This window comes from Pseudomonas sp. Irchel 3H9, assembly GCF_900187495.1.
GTDB classification, from domain to species: Bacteria; Pseudomonadota; Gammaproteobacteria; order Pseudomonadales; family Pseudomonadaceae; genus Aquipseudomonas; species Aquipseudomonas sivasensis.
In genome coordinates this window covers 375,813-392,084 of the sequence record NZ_FYDK01000004.1, presented here as the reverse complement: position 1 = coordinate 392,084, position 16,272 = coordinate 375,813, and the positions used below count along the sequence as shown (strand labels likewise).

The window sequence follows — 16,272 nt, the reverse complement described above, 5'->3', positions numbered from 1 at the left end:
TCCCCTTATGCCGCTTGCGCGTGCTGTGCTTGACGGACCACCGCGGCCAGGCGCTTGAGACCTTCTTCCAGGCGGGCCGGGTCGATATGGCTGAAGTTGAGTCGCAACGAGCCGAGGTGTTGGTCCGGCTCGGAAAAGAACGGTTCACCGGGCATGAACGCAATGTTCTGGCCCAGCGCTTGGGCCAATAAGGTGCGGGTATCCAGCGGCTGTTTCAAGGTCAGCCAGAAGAATAATCCGCCCTGCGGCACTTGCCAGTCGGCAAGATCGCCAAAATGGCGCTCCAGCGCGGCCTGGAATGCATCGCGGCGCTGGCGGTAAAAACTGCGCAGCTCCACCAGGTGTTGTTGGTATTTTTCGCTGCCGATCCATTGCATCGCCTGCCATTGGCCGACGCGGTTGGTGTGCAGGTCCGCCGATTGCTTGAGCTTGAGCAGGTGCGGGAACAAGTCCGGGCTGGCGATCAGGTAGCCGACCCGCAGGCCAGGCAACAATGTTTTGGACACGGTGCCGGTGTAGATCCAACTGGCCTTTTGCAGGCGACTGACGATGGGGCGCGCACTGCCGCCGTCGAAGGTCAGTTCGCGGTAAGGCTCGTCTTCGATCAGGGTCACACCGAACTCATCGAGCAACGCGGCGACCGCCTCGCGCTTGGCCTCGCTGTAGCGCACGGCCGACGGGTTCTGGAACGTGGGGATCAGGTAGATAAACGCCGGGCGATGGCGTTCGAGGCTGGCGCGCAATGCGCTGAGGTTCGGCCCGTCGGCTTCCAACTGGACAGTGAGGCATTCGGCGCCGAACAGTTGGAAGATCTGCAACGCCGCGAGGTACGTCGGGCCTTCCAGCAGAACCTGCGTGCCTTTGTCGATATACAGCTTGGCCGCCAGATCCAGGGTTTGCTGGGAGCCACTGACCACCATGACCTGGCTGGCCTCGCACGGCACGCCCAGTGCCCGCGCCTCGGCGGCCAGTAATTCACGTAATTGTGGTTCGCCTTCGCTCATGCCGTATTGGCCGATATTGAGCGGCATGTCATCCCAGTTCAGCGCAGGCAGCATGGCTTCGGCCGGCAGGCCACCGGCGAACGACATCACTTCCGGACGCTGGGCTGCGGCGAGGATTTCACGGATCAAGGAGCTTTTAAGGCGCGTAACACGTTCGGAGAAGGCCATGGAGGTCACCGCTAGCGAAGGCTGTGGGAAATACGTCAAACTGGTTGACCGAAATTACGACAGCTTGAGCGGATACGTCAACATGCTTGACCTTAAAAACCAAAACAGCCAGCAACAGGCCATGGAAGCGTTCTTCTTCGGCTACCAGGCATTTACCGCCAAGGCCGACGAAATGCTCGAACGTCGAGGCCTGAGTCGAGTGCACCAGCGCATCGTGTTTTTTATCTCGCGCTACCCGGCCTTGAGCGTGAAAGAGCTGCTGGAGTTGCTCGGTGTGAGCAAACAGGCGCTGAACATTCCGCTGCGCCAATTGCAGGAAATGCACTTGGTCGACAGCGTCGCGTCCGAGACCGACAAGCGCAAACGCTTGCTGGAATTGACCGAGGAAGGGCTGCGTTTTGAGCAGTCATTGCGCCGTGAACAGGTGAAGCTATTGCAACGAGCGTTCAATGAAGCCGGGGAAGAGGCTGTGAATGGATGGTTGGCGGTGAACCAGGCACTGTCTGGTCAGCCGTAACCCCTGTGGCGAACGGGCCGGTTGTGGCGAGCCCGCATGCCTCACGAGTTGCCTTTCATCTCTTTCGCACACAAAATAGAAAACATTATTTGCTTTCTTTGTATACAAAAGCATAATTCGCTTCGTGCGAGTTCTTGACCTATTGGTCAACAAAGCCCGCCAGTACCTCAAAGCGCTGTTGCCCACTCATGTGACCGGCGCTGGAAATAACAATAAAACTCTTGAGGAGTACTCGCTGTGGATAGCCGCAAATCCGAAGCCCCGACGCTGGACCTTGCCCCCTCATCGATCGGCTGGCTGGAACGCCTGTTCAAGCTGCGCCTGCATGGCACCACAGTGAAGACCGAGCTGATCGCCGGCCTCACCACATTCATCACCATGGCCTACATCATCTTCGTCAACCCCAACATCATGGCCGACGCCGGCATTGATCACGGCGCGGCGTTCGTTGCTACCTGCATCGCCGCCGCACTCGGTTGTCTGCTGATGGGCCTGTACGCCAACTGGCCGGTTGGGCTGGCGCCCGGCATGGGTTTGAATGCATTTTTCACCTACACCGTGGTCGGCACTATGGGCTACACCTGGGAAACCGCGCTGGGTGCGGTGTTTATTTCCGGGGTGCTGTTTATGGGCCTGACCCTCTCCCGCGTGCGGGAATGGCTGCTCAACAGCATCCCGGTCAGCCTGCGCCATGCCATGGGCGCCGGTGTCGGCCTGTTTCTCGGTGTGATCGGCCTGAAAACCGCAGGCATCATCGTCGAAAGCCCGGCCACGCTGATCAAGCTCGGCTCGCTGCATGAGCCGGCACCGCTGTTGGCGGCCGTGTGCTTCCTGCTCATCGCGATCCTCAGCTACCACCGTGTGTTCGGCGCGATTCTCATCAGCATCATCGCCGTAACCCTGGCCGGCTGGGGACTGGGCCTGGTGCACTACAACGGCATCCTCTCCACCCCGCCGAGCCTGGCGCCGACCTGGATGGCGATGGACATCAAGGGTGTGTTCAATGTGAGCATGATCAGCGTGGTGTTCGCCTTCCTGTTTGTGCACATGTTCGACACGGCCGGCACGCTGATGGGCGTTGCGCAACGGGCCGGGCTGGTGAAGGCTGACGGCAAGATCGACAATCTGTCCCGCGCCCTCAAGGCCGACAGCGCCTCCAGCGTGTTCGGCGCCATGGTCGGTGTGCCACCGGTGACCAGCTACGTGGAAAGCGCCGCCGGGGTGGCCGCAGGTGGTCGCACCGGGCTGACTGCCGTGACCGTGGGCGTCCTCTTCGTGGCGGCGATGTTCTTCGCGCCGCTGGCCGGTATGATCCCGGCCTACGCCACCGCCGGTGCGCTGATCTACGTGGCGATGCTGATGATGGCGAGCATGGCGCACATCAATTGGGATGAGGCCACCGACAGCATTCCGGCGATCGTCACCGCGATCATGATGCCGCTGACATTTTCGGTGGCCGACGGCATCGCCTTGGGCTTTATCACCTACGTGGCGCTCAAGGCCGGCACCGGAAAATACCGCGAGATTTCCGCCAGCCTTTGGGTGCTGTGCGTGATTTTTATCGCCAAGTTCGTCTTTCTATAACAAGGAGCAAACAATGAGTCTGGAAACCTGGCTGCTGTTCAGCGGCGCTGCGCTGGTAGTGATCCTGATCCCGGGGCCGCTGTCGTTGCTGATGATCAGCAACAGCCTCAACTACGGCCTGCGCCGCTCGTACCCGGCGTTTCTGGGCGGGGTGTTTGCCTCGATCTGTCTGCTGAGCGCTTCGGCGCTGGGCCTGGGCGCATTGCTGCTTGCGTCGGAAAAGGTGTTCAACGCGCTGAAGATCGTCGGCGCGCTGTACCTGTTCTACCTGGCGTGGCAGAGCTGGCAGCAATCGCGCCAGCCTTCCCAGGGCGCGACAGTGCCCCAGGCTGCACCAGTGCCGCGCTTTCGCGCGCTGTTTGGCCGGGCCTTTGTGCTGGGGGCCAGCAACCCCAAGGACATCCTGTTTTTCGCCGCCTTCCTGCCGCAATTTCTCAGCAGCCAGCACGCCTTCCTCCCGCAACTGCTGATCATGATCGCCACGTGGACTCTGCTCGACCTGGCCTGCAAGCTCGCCTACGGCCTCGGCGCCCATGGCGCCGCGCGGTACCTGCGCAGCGGCGCGGGCCAGAGCTGGTTCAACCGCATCAGCGCGAGCCTGTTCGGTGGTGCCGGCGTTATTTCACTGGTCAACGCTCGCGCGGGCTCACTTTGACGAAATACACCGTGGGCGGGCGATTGCCATGCCTCGGCCATTGAATGCCGGCCATCATCCGCACGAGGCGCTGTTCGCTCAGCGCCTCCCGGACCGACGCGGCCATGGCGGAAGTCCGATGTTGTTTGATGGCTTGATTGAACCATGCGTGGGTGAGCTTTGACCTGAGCAAGATGCTGCCGCGATCCAACCACTGGAAGGTGATGTAGTACAGCGCGTTTGACTGGGGGTGGGTCACCAGCCACTCGGGACTGCGGACCGTGCCGCGCTTTACACTCCACTCCTGCACCCTGAAGCCCTGCTGCTCCAGCGTCGCGCGGGTGGCTGCGCCCTGGGCAATCTGCCTCTGAGCCGAATGCTGCGCGCCGCCGGCCTTGAGCACCTCGTCAAGCGCGATGGTGGGCGTGAAGTCAACGCGTGTGAAGCCCGGCGCCCGGCCTTCGAATCCGATATAGGTATAGCCGCCGTACCGTTCGGTGGGTCGCAGCATGCGCAGCAGGTCATCGGTCTGGCCAAGTTGCACGGGGCTTGGGGTTAACCAGCTGTCCAGCGTTGCGCGCACGTTAAGCAGATGGCTGGCGGTGACTGAACGGGATGAGTCCGCCAACTCGATCAGCCTTGCCACCGCAAAGGTTCGGCTGCTGCTCGTCAGCGTCGGGAACGCCCTTTCGACCGACGGCTCCAATGGCCCATCGAACAGCGGCGCATGCAGCTGCCATTCGCCCGTTGTTGTACGCGACACAGGAATCGGCTGTTCATCAAGGCCGCTGCTGGTCCAGTGTTCGATATCAACGCGAGCCCTGGACACCAGCGGCTCGTTCCTGGAAATAAAGGCCATGTCGCTCAAGGGCACGTGCTCACCCTGATGCAACAACCGGTAGTAGCCAATAGCCGATTGCGTCGGCGTGTCATAGCGGCTCCCGACATAGATGGCATCGTAAGGGAATCCCGGAGGATCCATGTGCACATGAAACACGCCGTTCACCGAGGACCCGACGCCCACATCATCGGCGCCATGCAGGCGCCAATCGAACCAATGACGGGACGCCACGCTTGAGCGGTGAATCCGTTCCCGGGTCGCAGTGGGTACCACCGGTGGTTGCCAATCCGACTGCGTGGCAGCCGCGCGCCACGGGTTGAGTACTGCCGAGCTCGGGCCGGCGACCGGCGCGTCCGCCCCCAGCAGCCACTCGCCGGGTTCGTGCAGCGTCAGGATTAATTCATCCTGCCCCGCCGCGTCCTTGCTCTTCAGGCGGAAAAAACCTTCACCCTCGCGGCGGTAGACCGGGTAGTGATGCGTTCCGTCCACCACGAAATGCTCGCCGCGCTTCACGTAGACACCTTTTTCACCCGCCCCCTTCAAGGCGATCGCGCCTTGGGGCAGGCCCTGGACGCGAAAGCGTTCCAGGGGTTTGAGCGCCGTACCCGCGCCGGGCAACTTGGGCACGTGCGCGACCTGGCCAAACTCCGAGAACGCTGCGCGATGCAGGCGGTGCAGACCCGTGCCTATCGAGCGCAGCCCCGGACGGGCCAGGTTCCCCGGTTTGAGTTTGGGCCCAGGGACAAAGGTCAGCAGCAGATCAACTGCCAGGAACACCGCACCAAATGCCACCGCCACCGCGTCCCGAGGGTCGCCCTCGCGGTGATAACGCCGCGACGTCAGCAGCAATTCATACAGCTGGTTACCCAGGCCGAAGAACGGCACGGCAAGCGACAACAAGGCACGCCGACGGCTATCGCTGCGCTCCTCCAATCGCTGCTCTCGGTGTTTCTCCAAGGTCTTGCCGGAGTTGCTGATGGCCTGCGCCCGGCGCTGCTGCTCAAGCACCCGCGCCTGATACAACTGGGCGCGAGCGTCCCAGTGTGCGGTCGGCACCAGTACCAGCCAGTTCGTCTGATCACTGTCGATCTGCTCACGGATTTGTTGCTCAATCTGCTCGACAAGCGCCGTGGGTTCCAGGTGCCTGACCTTGAATGAACGCACGAACTCGGCGACGTGCCACAGCCCTTGCAACATGACGAAAGTCGGCACGAAATCCAACGGGCCGGGTAACCGTGACCCCTTGCTCGGTTTGCGGCCGTGGTGGTCGATCGCTTCGAACGCCCAACCGGGCGCGACGTGCCGGGCCAACGCCGTGACATTCGCGGGCAACGAACTCATGCCATTGAGATGCTCGCGCGCCAATTGCAGGCTGGCATATTCGCTAAGGCTGCCTGCCTGCGGCGCGGTGGGCCAATACACCACACAGGCCTGGGAAATCTGGTCATGGATGACCACGATCCCGGCGATGTAGCGATCATGCAGGAGGGTGTGGCCGGCCAGATGCACCACATAGAGCTGCACGTGATGGCCGTTTCTGCGCAGATCTTCGGGGGCGCGGGCGCCGATCGCCGTATTGAACAGACTCAGCCCCTGCTCGCTTACCCCCTGCCTGAGCGCCGAATAGCGGTCGGCGTCGATACCCGCCCCCAACGCGCGCCTCAACAGTGACGGGACGCGCCCGTGCTCACGCGGGTCAGGCGAGTGGAACGTGCGCTGGATCAACGCCTCGTACTGGCCGCCGATGTCCAGCGAGGACACCATATTGACCAAGTAGCTGACGCTCAGGCGTTGCTTCCATGCCGGTTGCAGATAGGTGGCGTGCCGGAAGCGCCAATAGGTGGGCCGCATCTTCGGGTCCAGGTTGTGCAGCGCCAGTTGCAGCAGACTGAACTGCGTGCGCGTCGCGCTGGGAGTAAGGGCTTCGTTGCGATCGCCCACCGTGCAGGTGCTTTCCCAGCCACAAAACCTGCCATCGACCTGATCGGGCATTTCGATAAATGGCGTGTCGATGTTCAACTCCGGGTACAGGCCGTCTTCCCGCAAACGCGCGATCAGCAGGTCGCGGGCAAAAGCGTGCGCATCGGGCAAGCGCTGCTGGAGGCGCTCTTCATAGGCAAATACGCTGCTCAGGTAACGACCTTGCACACGCTTGAAGCGGTTGACCTGCGCCGCCGTCGCGTCAGTCAGCCACGATGGCAGCTTTTTTTTCGCTTCTGCGGCTTTGCGGACCAGATCAACATGGTCGCGTGCTTGGATCAACGCCTGGTTGGCCGGGGCAAGCAGGTGCTCATGCAGCTCGACCGCGAGCAATTGGCGGCTGAGTTGAGGGTCTTCAATTCCATTGAAAATATTCGCGCTGTGCTGCAGCAGAACATAGCTCTTGAGCAGCCTTTTGAGTGCCAGCAGCAGGGGGTTGCCGTCGATGGCGTGATAGCTCACTTTCAGCGTGCGCGCGGCAACTCGTGCGCGTACGGCTTGACGCTGCTGCCGCTCGACGTAACCCCATAACAGCGACGTATCGCGACTGCCGAGGCTGGCCTCGACGCTGCGGGACAACTCCCCCAGACTGGAAAACCCAGCCACACCGCCCTCGCGCCCGAGTGCACACAGCACCACCGGTTCTCGCCGCTCGGGAGCATCCAGCGCAGCCTGGCGCGTAACCGCAAACACGCTGTGCAGCGGCCAGTCATCGCCCACCCGCACCGACAGCACACGGGTAAGACTGCCCTCGCGCTTGCTGGCCAGCGGTGCCTCCAATACTTCGAGCAGCAGGTCCCGATGGGGCGCGCGCAGACGCTTGAGCCGGTGCTGCAGTTGAACTTCAACGCGCAACAGGTCCTTCAGGCCGAGGATATAAGCGCTCGCGCGCTTGAGTTGGCCGCTGGGGCGTTCCCCCCAGTACGCCGCCTCGAACAGCCGCAGTTGCGCGTCCTGCACCTGTGCGGCCAGGGTGTCCTCGTGGGCCTTGAGTTGTGCTTCAAGCGCCACATATTCCAGCCAGGCCGGCGTGTCCACCACCGGGTCGCTGTGATCGAGCAGCGCCATCAGGCCCTTTTCGTAACGCTTGACCTGGCGCAGTGCCGTGTTGATCGCCAGGCCCGACGCGGTGCTGGCGAAGATGATTTCCTGGCGTCGTCGATGCTGGTCCCAGTCCAGCAGCTCACGGCGCAACCGCTCCAGCCGTGGTTTACCGACCCAGTGCCGGCGTGCCCGTTCAATGTAGGCGAGAAAGCGTGTGGCGTTCGTCACCGCAGGCTGGGGCGTGGCGGAAAACACCTGTTTGAGGTTGATCGACACAGCGCAGGCCAGTTCGTTTTCCCATTGCGCGTCCAGTACCGCCTGCGCGCTGTAGGCCAATGCATCGCCCGACAACCGTACGCCACGACCCGCGGCAGCGGTCGAGGCCGGCTCACACACCTCGTGCCGACGTCGCAGGGGCAGGCATTGCCACAGGTCGTCGAACAGCGCGCCGTTGATCAGCGCCACCAGGGCGCACTGCAATTGGTCGAACGAGGGGTACTCATAAAAGTTGCGCTGCACGCCCGGCAGATACATCACATGGGGCATGCCCATCGGGTCGCCCTCACGATAAATATGCAGGGCGCCAGGGATCGGCATTAACCGCGGCCCGGCGCCAGGCCACATCAACTCGCACGCCTGCACACTGGCCCAACGCTCGCCCGCACGCTGGCGCGCCTCCACCGTCGGCGCATCCACCAACGCCTGGACCATGACCCGCCCGGCGCTCGACAGCTCGTCCAATTGACGTGCGATGAAGGCCTGGTGGGCGAACAGTTGCTGATGCACCTGCACCCATCGCTCCTGACGCGTCAGCCAGGTGCCGGCAGCCAACCCCTGCCAATAACCGTTGTGCGCCTGGGCGAGCCGGTCAAACAGGTTGAGGGCGATCACCCGGCGCAGCGCCTCCAGGGGCGTGAACGTGAAGCGGCGGTTCGGGTCGTCCTTGTCGCTCAGGGCGGTGAACTGATTGAGGTTGATCGACACCGACGGCAACACCATCAGGCGCAAGGCGCGGTCGGTCAGGCTGTCGGTTTTCTGCGCGACGGCGGGCGGCTTGGGTTCGGTAAAGAGCAGGCGATCCGGGTCCAGTTCGAATGCTTTGCGCAGCTCGGCACGAACCACCCGAAGCACCCGGGGCGCAGCGCTGATAAGACGGCTGAGGGTACTCGCCGCTTCGGCGCAGCCCAAGTCCGCCAGCGCGAGTCGATTGACCAGGCGACTGGGATGGAGGCTGCTGTTGATACGCAGCGTGAGCTGGGTACGCAGGGCCTGTAGCGCGTCGTCATCAGGGTCGGTAAGTGAGGTCACGGCAGTGTCTTCGTCGAGGAAAACACCTAGCCTATTGAGCAATCACGCCAATAAGGCGCTAGATAATTGAACGTTTCTGCGCACAAAAAAAAGCCCGCAGTGTGCGCGGGCGAAACCAACGAAGAGCTTTGGGGGTGTGAAGCGAGGTGACGACTCAGCTACCGCGATAGGTAGAGTAGCTGTAAGGCGAAATCAGCAGAGGCACGTGGTAGTGATCCTGTTCGGCACTGATACCAAAACGCAGTACGACGACATCGAGGAAGGCCGGCTCCGGCAATTGCACGCCACGGGCGCGGTAGTAATCGCCGGCGCTGAATTGCAGCTGGTAAACACCCGTGCGGTAGTCATCGCCTTGCAGCAGCGGTGCATCGCAACGACCGTCGCTGTTGGTCAGGGCGCTGGCGACCAGCTCCAACTGCGTGCCTTCGACGCGGTACAGTTCAACCTGGATGGCGCTGCCGGGGCAGCCGTGGGCGGCATCGAGTACGTGTGTGGTCAGTCGTCCCATGGAACGGAGCTCCCTTGAGTAGAGTGAAAATAGGCCGCACCTTTACAGGGCATGCAAAATCCGGCGATGCGCTGATTAAGACACTTTTAATAAAAATTGTACACAATAAAAATTACAAAGTTTTACTCACCACTTCGCGCAGCTATCCTCACTGCAAATTCACAGCAAGCCTTGCTTTTAAACGCCCTTTCATCCATTTACTGACCAACCAGGCAAGTTTCTTGCAAAGCTAATCGGCGGCGACCGCCTGGAAAAAATGCAGAAATACAGGCTTACAAAGTGATCATCAAGTTGTATACAATCAGCTCATCGCTGTGACGCCACCAGGTTTTTCTGCCGGTCGCCACGCACTTGCTACCACGAACAAGAAGGAAGACTGCAGTGAGCGCTGACTACCCACGCGACCTGATCGGTTACGGCAGTAACCCTCCTCACCCCCACTGGCCGGGCAAGGCACGCATCGCGTTGTCTTTCGTACTCAATTACGAAGAAGGCGGCGAGCGCAATATTTTGCACGGCGACAAAGAGTCCGAAGCCTTCCTATCGGAAATGGTCTCGGCCCAACCGCTGCAAGGCGCACGCAACATGAGCATGGAGTCGCTGTACGAATACGGCAGCCGTGCCGGCGTGTGGCGCATCCTCAAGCTGTTCAAAGAATTCGATATCCCGCTGACCATCTTCGCCGTGGCCATGGCCGCCCAACGCCACCCGGACGTGATTCGCGCCATGGTCGAGGCCGGCCATGAGATCTGCAGCCACGGCTACCGCTGGATCGACTACCAGTACATGGACGAGGCCCAGGAACGCGAGCATATGCTCGAAGCCATCCGCATCCTTACCGAACTGACCGGCGAACGCCCGCTGGGCTGGTACACCGGCCGCACCGGCCCGAACACCCGTCGCCTGGTGATGGAAGAAGGCGGTTTCCTGTACGACTGCGACACCTACGACGACGACCTGCCCTACTGGGAACCGAACAACCCCACCGGCAAGCCGCACCTGGTGATCCCCTACACCTTGGACACCAACGACATGCGCTTCACCCAGGTGCAAGGTTTCAACAAGGGCGATGACTTTTTCGAATACCTGAAGGATGCGTTCGACGTGCTGTACGCCGAAGGCGCCGAGGCACCGAAGATGTTGTCCATCGGCCTGCATTGCCGTTTGATTGGCCGCCCGGCGCGCTTGGCTGCGCTGAAGCGTTTTATCGAATACGCCAAGGGCCATGAACACGTGTGGTTCACCCGCCGCGTCGATATCGCCCGTCACTGGCATGAAACCCACCCGTACACGGGAGCGGCCAAATGACTGCATTCAAGACCCTGAAGCCATCGACCTTGAGCCGCGATGAGTTTGTCGCCGCCTTTGCCGATATCTACGAACACTCGCCATGGGTGGCCGAAAAGGCCTTCGACCTGGGCCAGGACCCTTCGATCGACCAGATCGAAACCCTGCACCAGCGCATGAGCGACATCCTGTTGAGCGCTGATCACACCAGTCAACTGGCCCTGATCAACGCCCACCCGGACCTGGCCGGCAAAGCTGCCGTCCAGGGCCAGCTCACCCAAGCCAGCACTGATGAGCAAGCTGGCGCGGGGATTCACCAATGCACGGCCGAAGAGTTCTCGCGCTTCACCGAGCTGAACGATGCCTACAAAGCCACGTTCAAGTTTCCCTTCATCATGGCGGTAAAAGGCAGCAACCGGCATCAGATCCTGGCCGCATTCGAGACGCGCATTCACAACTCGGCAGACGCCGAATTCAAATGCGCCCTGGCCGAGATCAACAAGATCGCGTTGTTCCGTTTACTGACCCTCTAAACGACCATCCCCAGCCACTCTATATAAGGCAGACAAGAAGAATGAAAGCTTACGCCGTACCTTTCGAGAAGTTCGTCAACCTGGCCGACGCCCGTCTGGGCACCAAGATCCTTTCGGTGACCGATGACTGGTTCGCTGACGCCAACCGCCTGTTCCAGCCGACCCCGGCCGTGTGGAAGGAGGGCGTTTTCGATGACAACGGCAAGTGGATGGACGGCTGGGAGTCACGCCGCAAGCGCTTCGAAGGCTACGACAGCGCAGTGATCCGCCTGGGCGTACCGGGTTCGATCAAGGGCGTGGACATCGACACTTCATTCTTCACCGGCAACTTCCCGCCGTCGGCGTCCCTGGAAGCCTGCTTCCTGGCCTCGGGCGACCCGGATGACAACACCCAGTGGACCGAAGTGCTGTCGGCCGTCGAGTTGCAAGGCAACAGCCACCACTACCACGAGATCAGCAACGATCAGGCGTTCAGCCACCTGCGTTTCAACATCTACCCGGACGGCGGCGTAGCCCGTCTGCGTGTGTACGGTATTCCGTTCCGCGACTGGTCGTCGGTGGGCGACAACGAACAGGTCGACCTGGCGTCTGCCCTGAACGGCGGCCGCGCACTGGCGTGCTCCGATGAACACTTCGGCCGCATGAGCAACATTCTCAACCCAGGTCGTGGCATCAACATGGGCGATGGCTGGGAAACCGCTCGTCGTCGTACACCGGGCAATGACTGGGTGATCGTCGCATTGGGCCACCCGGGCGAGATCGAGAAGATCATCGTCGACACCCTGCACTTCAAGGGCAACTACCCGGACACCTGCTCGATCCAAGGCGCCTTCGTGAAAGGCGGCACAGACAGCCAGATCGAAACCCAATCGCTATTCTGGCGCGAACTGCTACCGGCGCAGAAGTTGGAAATGCACGCCGAACACACCTTCGCCGAGCAGATCAAGGCACTGGGCCCGATCACTCACATCCGCCTGAACGTGTTCCCGGATGGGGGCGTGAGCCGCCTGCGTGTACTGGGTAAAGTCGCCAAGTAAACGCTGAATCCTGTGGCAAAGGAGCTTGTTGTGGTGAGCGGGCTTGCCCCGCGTTGGGGCGCGAAGCGACCCTGGATGCAGACACCGCGTTTTCACAGAAGAAACGCAGTGATCTTGTTGGGGCCGCTTCGCAGCCCAGCGCGGGGTAAGCCCGCTCACCACACACGTTCATCACACCCACAAGCAACCGCATAACCAACACAGAATCCGGATAAGAAGACAGCCATGCGCACACTGATGATCGAACCCCTGACCAAAGAAGCCTTCGCACCTTTCGGAGACGTTATCGAAACCGATGGCAGCGATCACTTCATGATCAATAACGGGTCGACCATGCGCTTTCACAAGCTGGCAACGGTAGAAACCGCGCAGCCTGAAGACAACGCCATCATCAGCATCTTCCGCGCCGACGCGCTGGATATGCCGCTGACCGTGTGCATGCTGGAAAGACACCCGCTGGGCAGCCAGGCTTTCATACCGCTGCTCGGCAACCCCTTTCTGATCGTGGTCGCGCCACTTGGCGATGAACCTGTATCGGGCTTGGTCCGCGCCTTCGTCACCAACGGCAGGCAGGGCATTAATTACCATCGCGGCGTCTGGCACCACCCGGTGCTGACGATCGAAAAGCGGGATGACTTCCTGGTGGTTGATCGCAGTGGCACAGGCAATAACTGCGATGAGCATTTTTTCAAAGAGGATGAGCGGTTGATCCTCGCCCCCCACCAATAAGAGAAGGCCGGATCACCCGACAACAAGGGTGACAGGCGAGAGGTAAAGACTGTGGAAGCACATCTGTTGGAATGGCTGAACCTTAGCGTGCGCTGGGTTCACATGATCACTGGCGTCGCCTGGATCGGCGCTTCGTTCTACTTTGTCTGGCTGGAAAACAACCTCAACCGCGTCAACCCCAAGAGCGGCCTCGCCGGTGACTTGTGGGCGATCCACGGTGGCGGTATCTACCACCTGGAAAAATACAAACTGGCCCCGCCGACCATGCCGGACAACCTGCACTGGTTCAAATGGGAAGCCTATTTCACCTGGATGTCGGGCGTCGCGCTGCTGTGCGTGGTGTTCTACCTCAACCCGACGCTGTACCTGCTCGCACCTGGCAGTAGCCTCAGCGGCACCGAAGGCGTATTGCTGGGCATTGGCTCACTGTTCGCCGGCTGGTTCATCTACTCCTTCCTCTGCGACTCGGCCCTGGGCAAACGCCCTGCCCTGCTCGGTTTCATCCTGTTTGTGCTGTTGATTGCGGCGGCCTATGGCTTCAGCAAAGTGTTCAGCGGCCGTGGCGCCTACCTGCACGTCGGTGCGGTGATCGGCACCATCATGGTGGGCAACGTATTCCGCATCATCATGCCGGCGCAGCGCGCGCTGGTGGCGGCCATCGCCGAGAACCGCACGCCTGATCCGGCCCTGCCGGCCAAGGGATTGCTGCGTTCGCGCCATAACAACTACTTCACCTTGCCGGTGCTGTTCATCATGATCAGCAACCACTTCCCGAGCACCTACGGCAGCCAATACAACTGGCTGATCCTGGCGGGTATCGCGGTGGCGGCGGTGTTGGTACGGCACTACTTCAACACCCGTCACAACAGCCAGAAGTATGCATGGACCTTACCGGTCGGCGCGTTGGCGATGATCAGCCTGGCATACGTCACGGGGCCAAAACCGGCAGAGCCGATTGCCAAGGCACCTGCGGCCATCGAATACCAGCCACTGCCTGAAACGGCGTTGGGTGGTGGTTTGAAACCCGCGGCTCCAGCAGCTCCCGCCGCCGAGCCGGCACCCGCCCAGGCGACGATTGATTTCGACAAGGTGCATGGGGTGATCCAGGAGCGTTGCGCCGTGTGCCATTCGGCCAAGCCCACCAGCCCGCTGTTCAGCACCGCTCCGGCTGGGGTGATGTTCGATACCCCGGCGCAGATCCAGCAACAGGCAGCACGCATTCAGGCGCAGGCCGTGGCGAGCCAGATCATGCCGCTGGGCAACATCACCCAGATGACCCAGCAGGAGCGGGATTTGATTGGCACCTGGATCAACCAGGGGGCGCGTACCAACTGACAGATTCACACAGTTCCAATGTGGGAGGGGCTTGCCCCCGATAGCCGTGTGTCATTCAAAACATCAGTGACTGAACCACCGCAATCGGGGGCAAGCCCCCATCCCACAGGGGACTTGTAGTGATTTAGAGATTGCGTTCCACACAACACAAAAATAAAAAAGATCCGAGGTGTTGCATGACCGAGTTAGTCGAACCGCAGATTCCTGCCGCCCCTGCCATGGAGCGGCTGCCCCTCTTGCAACTGATTCTGGTAGGCCTGCAACACGTCTTGCTGATGTACGGCGGCGCCGTCGCCGTACCCCTCATCATTGGCCAGGCCGCGGGCTTGAGCCGTGAAGAAATCGCTTTCCTGATTAACGCCGACCTGCTGGTGGCCGGTATCGCCACCATGATCCAGTCATTCGGCATCGGCCCGGTGGGCATTCGTATGCCGGTGATGATGGGCGCCAGTTTTGCCGCCGTCGGCAGCATGGTCGCCATGGCCGGCATGCCGGGTATCGGCTTGCAGGGTATCTTCGGCGCAACCATCGCGGCCGGGTTCTTCGGAATGATCATTGCGCCCTTCATGTCCAAGGTGGTGCGCTTTTTCCCTCCGTTGGTGACTGGCACCGTGATCACCGCCATCGGCCTTTCGCTATTCCCCGTGGCCGTGAACTGGGCCGGCGGCGGCAGCGCGGCAGCCACATTTGGCTCGCCGATCTACCTGGCGATTGCCGCGCTGGTACTGGCTACCATCCTGCTGATCAACCGCTTCATGCGCGGTTTCTGGGTGAACATTTCGGTGCTGATCGGCATGGGGCTTGGCTACGGCTTGTGCGGCATCATTGGCATGGTCGACCTCAGCGGCCTGGCCCAGGCGCCGTGGGTGCAGGTGGTGACACCGCTGCACTTCGGCATGCCGAAGTTCGAGTTGGCGCCGATCCTGTCGATGTGCCTGGTCGTGGTGATTATCTTTGTCGAATCCACCGGGATGTTCCTCGCCCTGGGCAAGATCACCGGTCAGGAAGTGTCCCCCAAAATGCTGCGTCGGGGCTTGCTGTGTGATGCCGGCGCGTCGTTCTTCGCCGGGTTCTTCAACACCTTTACCCACTCCTCATTCGCCCAGAACATCGGCCTGGTGCAGATGACCGGCGTGCGTTGCCGCTCGGTGACGATCATGGCCGGCGCGTTCCTGATTGTGCTCAGCCTGTTGCCCAAAGCGGCGTACCTGGTGGCTTCGATTCCACCGGCAGTGCTCGGCGGTGCGGCGATTGCCATGTTCGGCATGGTCGCAGCCACCGGCATCAAGATCCTTCAGGAAGCTGACATCGCCGACCGCCGTAACCAGTTGCTGGTAGCGGTGAGCATCGGCATGGGCCTGATTCCCGTAGTGCGCCCGGAGTTCTTCGCCCAACTGCCGTTGTGGATGAGCCCGATTACCCACAGTGGCATCGCCATGGCCACCCTCAGCGCGTTGTCGCTGAATATCCTGTTCAACATCCTCGGCGGTTCAGAACGCCCTGCCGTCGCTCATACGCATTGATTCCTTCGTTACGACAACAAAAACAATAACGAACAAGGAACCCCACCATGCACACCCTCCACCTGGGGGCGGCCATCAGCCGTGCCCCATTTATGCCCGACACGCTCTGTAAGAGCGCACTTGAGCCAAGGCTTGGGAGCCAGTATTCTCCGCGCCCGCTCGAATCGACTCAAAAAAAAACAGCGAATGTAAAAGCTGACTGAAAGGCCAACTTATCCCGGCCTAATGTCTGCTGCCACG

General features: G+C 61.2%; 12 protein-coding genes. 9 read left to right on the top strand and 3 right to left on the bottom strand.

What is annotated here, in order from left to right:
* Positions 1 to 5: 5 nt before the first annotated feature.
* A complete protein-coding gene (locus CKW32_RS16965; protein ID WP_095185459.1) occupies positions 6 to 1,172 on the bottom strand; it encodes a PLP-dependent aminotransferase family protein in 1,167 nt (388 codons plus the stop codon).
* An 82-nt stretch (positions 1,173 to 1,254) separates the two neighbouring features.
* Here CKW32_RS16965 and CKW32_RS16960 point away from each other — a divergent pair, with 82 nt between their 5' ends.
* From CKW32_RS16960 to CKW32_RS16950, 3 genes are all read left to right on the top strand, one after another.
* Positions 1,255 to 1,689 (top strand): MarR family winged helix-turn-helix transcriptional regulator, encoded by a 435-nt coding sequence (locus CKW32_RS16960; RefSeq protein WP_032888098.1) that lies wholly within the window; start codon positions 1,255 to 1,257, stop codon positions 1,687 to 1,689.
* A 237-nt stretch (positions 1,690 to 1,926) separates the two neighbouring features.
* A complete protein-coding gene (locus tag CKW32_RS16955) occupies positions 1,927 to 3,273 on the top strand; it encodes an NCS2 family permease (RefSeq protein WP_095185458.1) in 1,347 nt (448 codons plus the stop codon).
* A 13-nt stretch (positions 3,274 to 3,286) separates the two neighbouring features.
* The gene (locus tag CKW32_RS16950; RefSeq protein WP_032888012.1) at positions 3,287 to 3,928 is read left to right on the top strand and encodes a LysE family translocator; all 642 of its coding nucleotides are present in this window, start codon (positions 3,287 to 3,289) and stop codon (positions 3,926 to 3,928) included.
* Here the strand turns inward: CKW32_RS16950 and CKW32_RS16945 are convergent.
* Together CKW32_RS16945 and uraH are read right to left on the bottom strand one after the other, a co-directional pair.
* Positions 3,903 to 9,080, bottom strand: coding sequence for a dermonecrotic toxin domain-containing protein (locus CKW32_RS16945; RefSeq protein WP_095185457.1), 5,178 nt, complete (start codon positions 9,078 to 9,080; stop codon positions 3,903 to 3,905). The two genes, CKW32_RS16950 and CKW32_RS16945, sit on opposite strands and share 26 nt — an antisense overlap.
* Positions 9,081 to 9,234: 154 nt before the next feature.
* On the bottom strand, positions 9,235 to 9,588 hold the full coding sequence (uraH, locus tag CKW32_RS16940; RefSeq protein ID WP_032888007.1) for a hydroxyisourate hydrolase: 354 nt from the start codon (positions 9,586 to 9,588) through the stop codon (positions 9,235 to 9,237).
* Between the two features lie 381 nt (positions 9,589 to 9,969).
* On the opposite strand from uraH, the gene puuE reads away from it, so the two are divergent.
* The 6 genes from puuE to CKW32_RS16910 all read left to right on the top strand — a co-directional run bounded on the left by puuE (position 9,970) and on the right by CKW32_RS16910 (position 16,032).
* Positions 9,970 to 10,896, top strand: a complete 927-nt coding sequence (gene puuE / locus CKW32_RS16935; RefSeq protein WP_032888005.1) for an allantoinase PuuE — start codon at positions 9,970 to 9,972, stop codon at positions 10,894 to 10,896.
* On the top strand, positions 10,893 to 11,408 hold the full coding sequence (gene uraD / locus CKW32_RS16930) for a 2-oxo-4-hydroxy-4-carboxy-5-ureidoimidazoline decarboxylase (protein WP_032888003.1): 516 nt from the start codon (positions 10,893 to 10,895) through the stop codon (positions 11,406 to 11,408). Before puuE ends, uraD begins: the two co-directional genes overlap by 4 nt.
* Before the next feature lie 41 nt (positions 11,409 to 11,449).
* Positions 11,450 to 12,445, top strand: coding sequence for an allantoicase (gene alc / locus CKW32_RS16925; RefSeq protein WP_032888001.1), 996 nt, complete (start codon positions 11,450 to 11,452; stop codon positions 12,443 to 12,445).
* 225 nt (positions 12,446 to 12,670) lie between these two features.
* Complete coding sequence (locus CKW32_RS16920) at positions 12,671 to 13,174, top strand: ureidoglycolate lyase (protein ID WP_095185456.1); 504 nt, start codon at positions 12,671 to 12,673, stop codon at positions 13,172 to 13,174.
* A gap of 51 nt (positions 13,175 to 13,225) precedes the next feature.
* Positions 13,226 to 14,509: a urate hydroxylase PuuD gene (locus CKW32_RS16915; protein ID WP_032887999.1), complete on the top strand. Its 1,284-nt coding sequence runs from the start codon at positions 13,226 to 13,228 to the stop codon at positions 14,507 to 14,509.
* Positions 14,510 to 14,685: 176 nt separating this feature from the next.
* Positions 14,686 to 16,032, top strand: coding sequence for a nucleobase:cation symporter-2 family protein (locus CKW32_RS16910; RefSeq protein WP_032887997.1), 1,347 nt, complete (start codon positions 14,686 to 14,688; stop codon positions 16,030 to 16,032).
* Positions 16,033 to 16,272: the final 240 nt, after the last annotated feature.

Bases quoted from the DNA above. Each gene is read 5' to 3' on its own strand.
- CKW32_RS16965 (WP_095185459.1), bottom strand. From the start codon at position 1,172: ATGGCCTTCTCCGAACGTGTTACGCGCCTTAAAAGCTCCTTGATCCGT.
- CKW32_RS16960 (WP_032888098.1), top strand. From the start codon at position 1,255: ATGCTTGACCTTAAAAACCAAAACAGCCAGCAACAGGCCATGGAAGCG.
- CKW32_RS16950 (WP_032888012.1), top strand. From the start codon at position 3,287: ATGAGTCTGGAAACCTGGCTGCTGTTCAGCGGCGCTGCGCTGGTAGTG.
- uraH (WP_032888007.1), bottom strand. From the start codon at position 9,588: ATGGGACGACTGACCACACACGTACTCGATGCCGCCCACGGCTGCCCC.
- uraD (WP_032888003.1), top strand. From the start codon at position 10,893: ATGACTGCATTCAAGACCCTGAAGCCATCGACCTTGAGCCGCGATGAG.
- alc (WP_032888001.1), top strand. From the start codon at position 11,450: ATGAAAGCTTACGCCGTACCTTTCGAGAAGTTCGTCAACCTGGCCGAC.
- CKW32_RS16920 (WP_095185456.1), top strand. From the start codon at position 12,671: ATGCGCACACTGATGATCGAACCCCTGACCAAAGAAGCCTTCGCACCT.
- CKW32_RS16910 (WP_032887997.1), top strand. From the start codon at position 14,686: ATGACCGAGTTAGTCGAACCGCAGATTCCTGCCGCCCCTGCCATGGAG.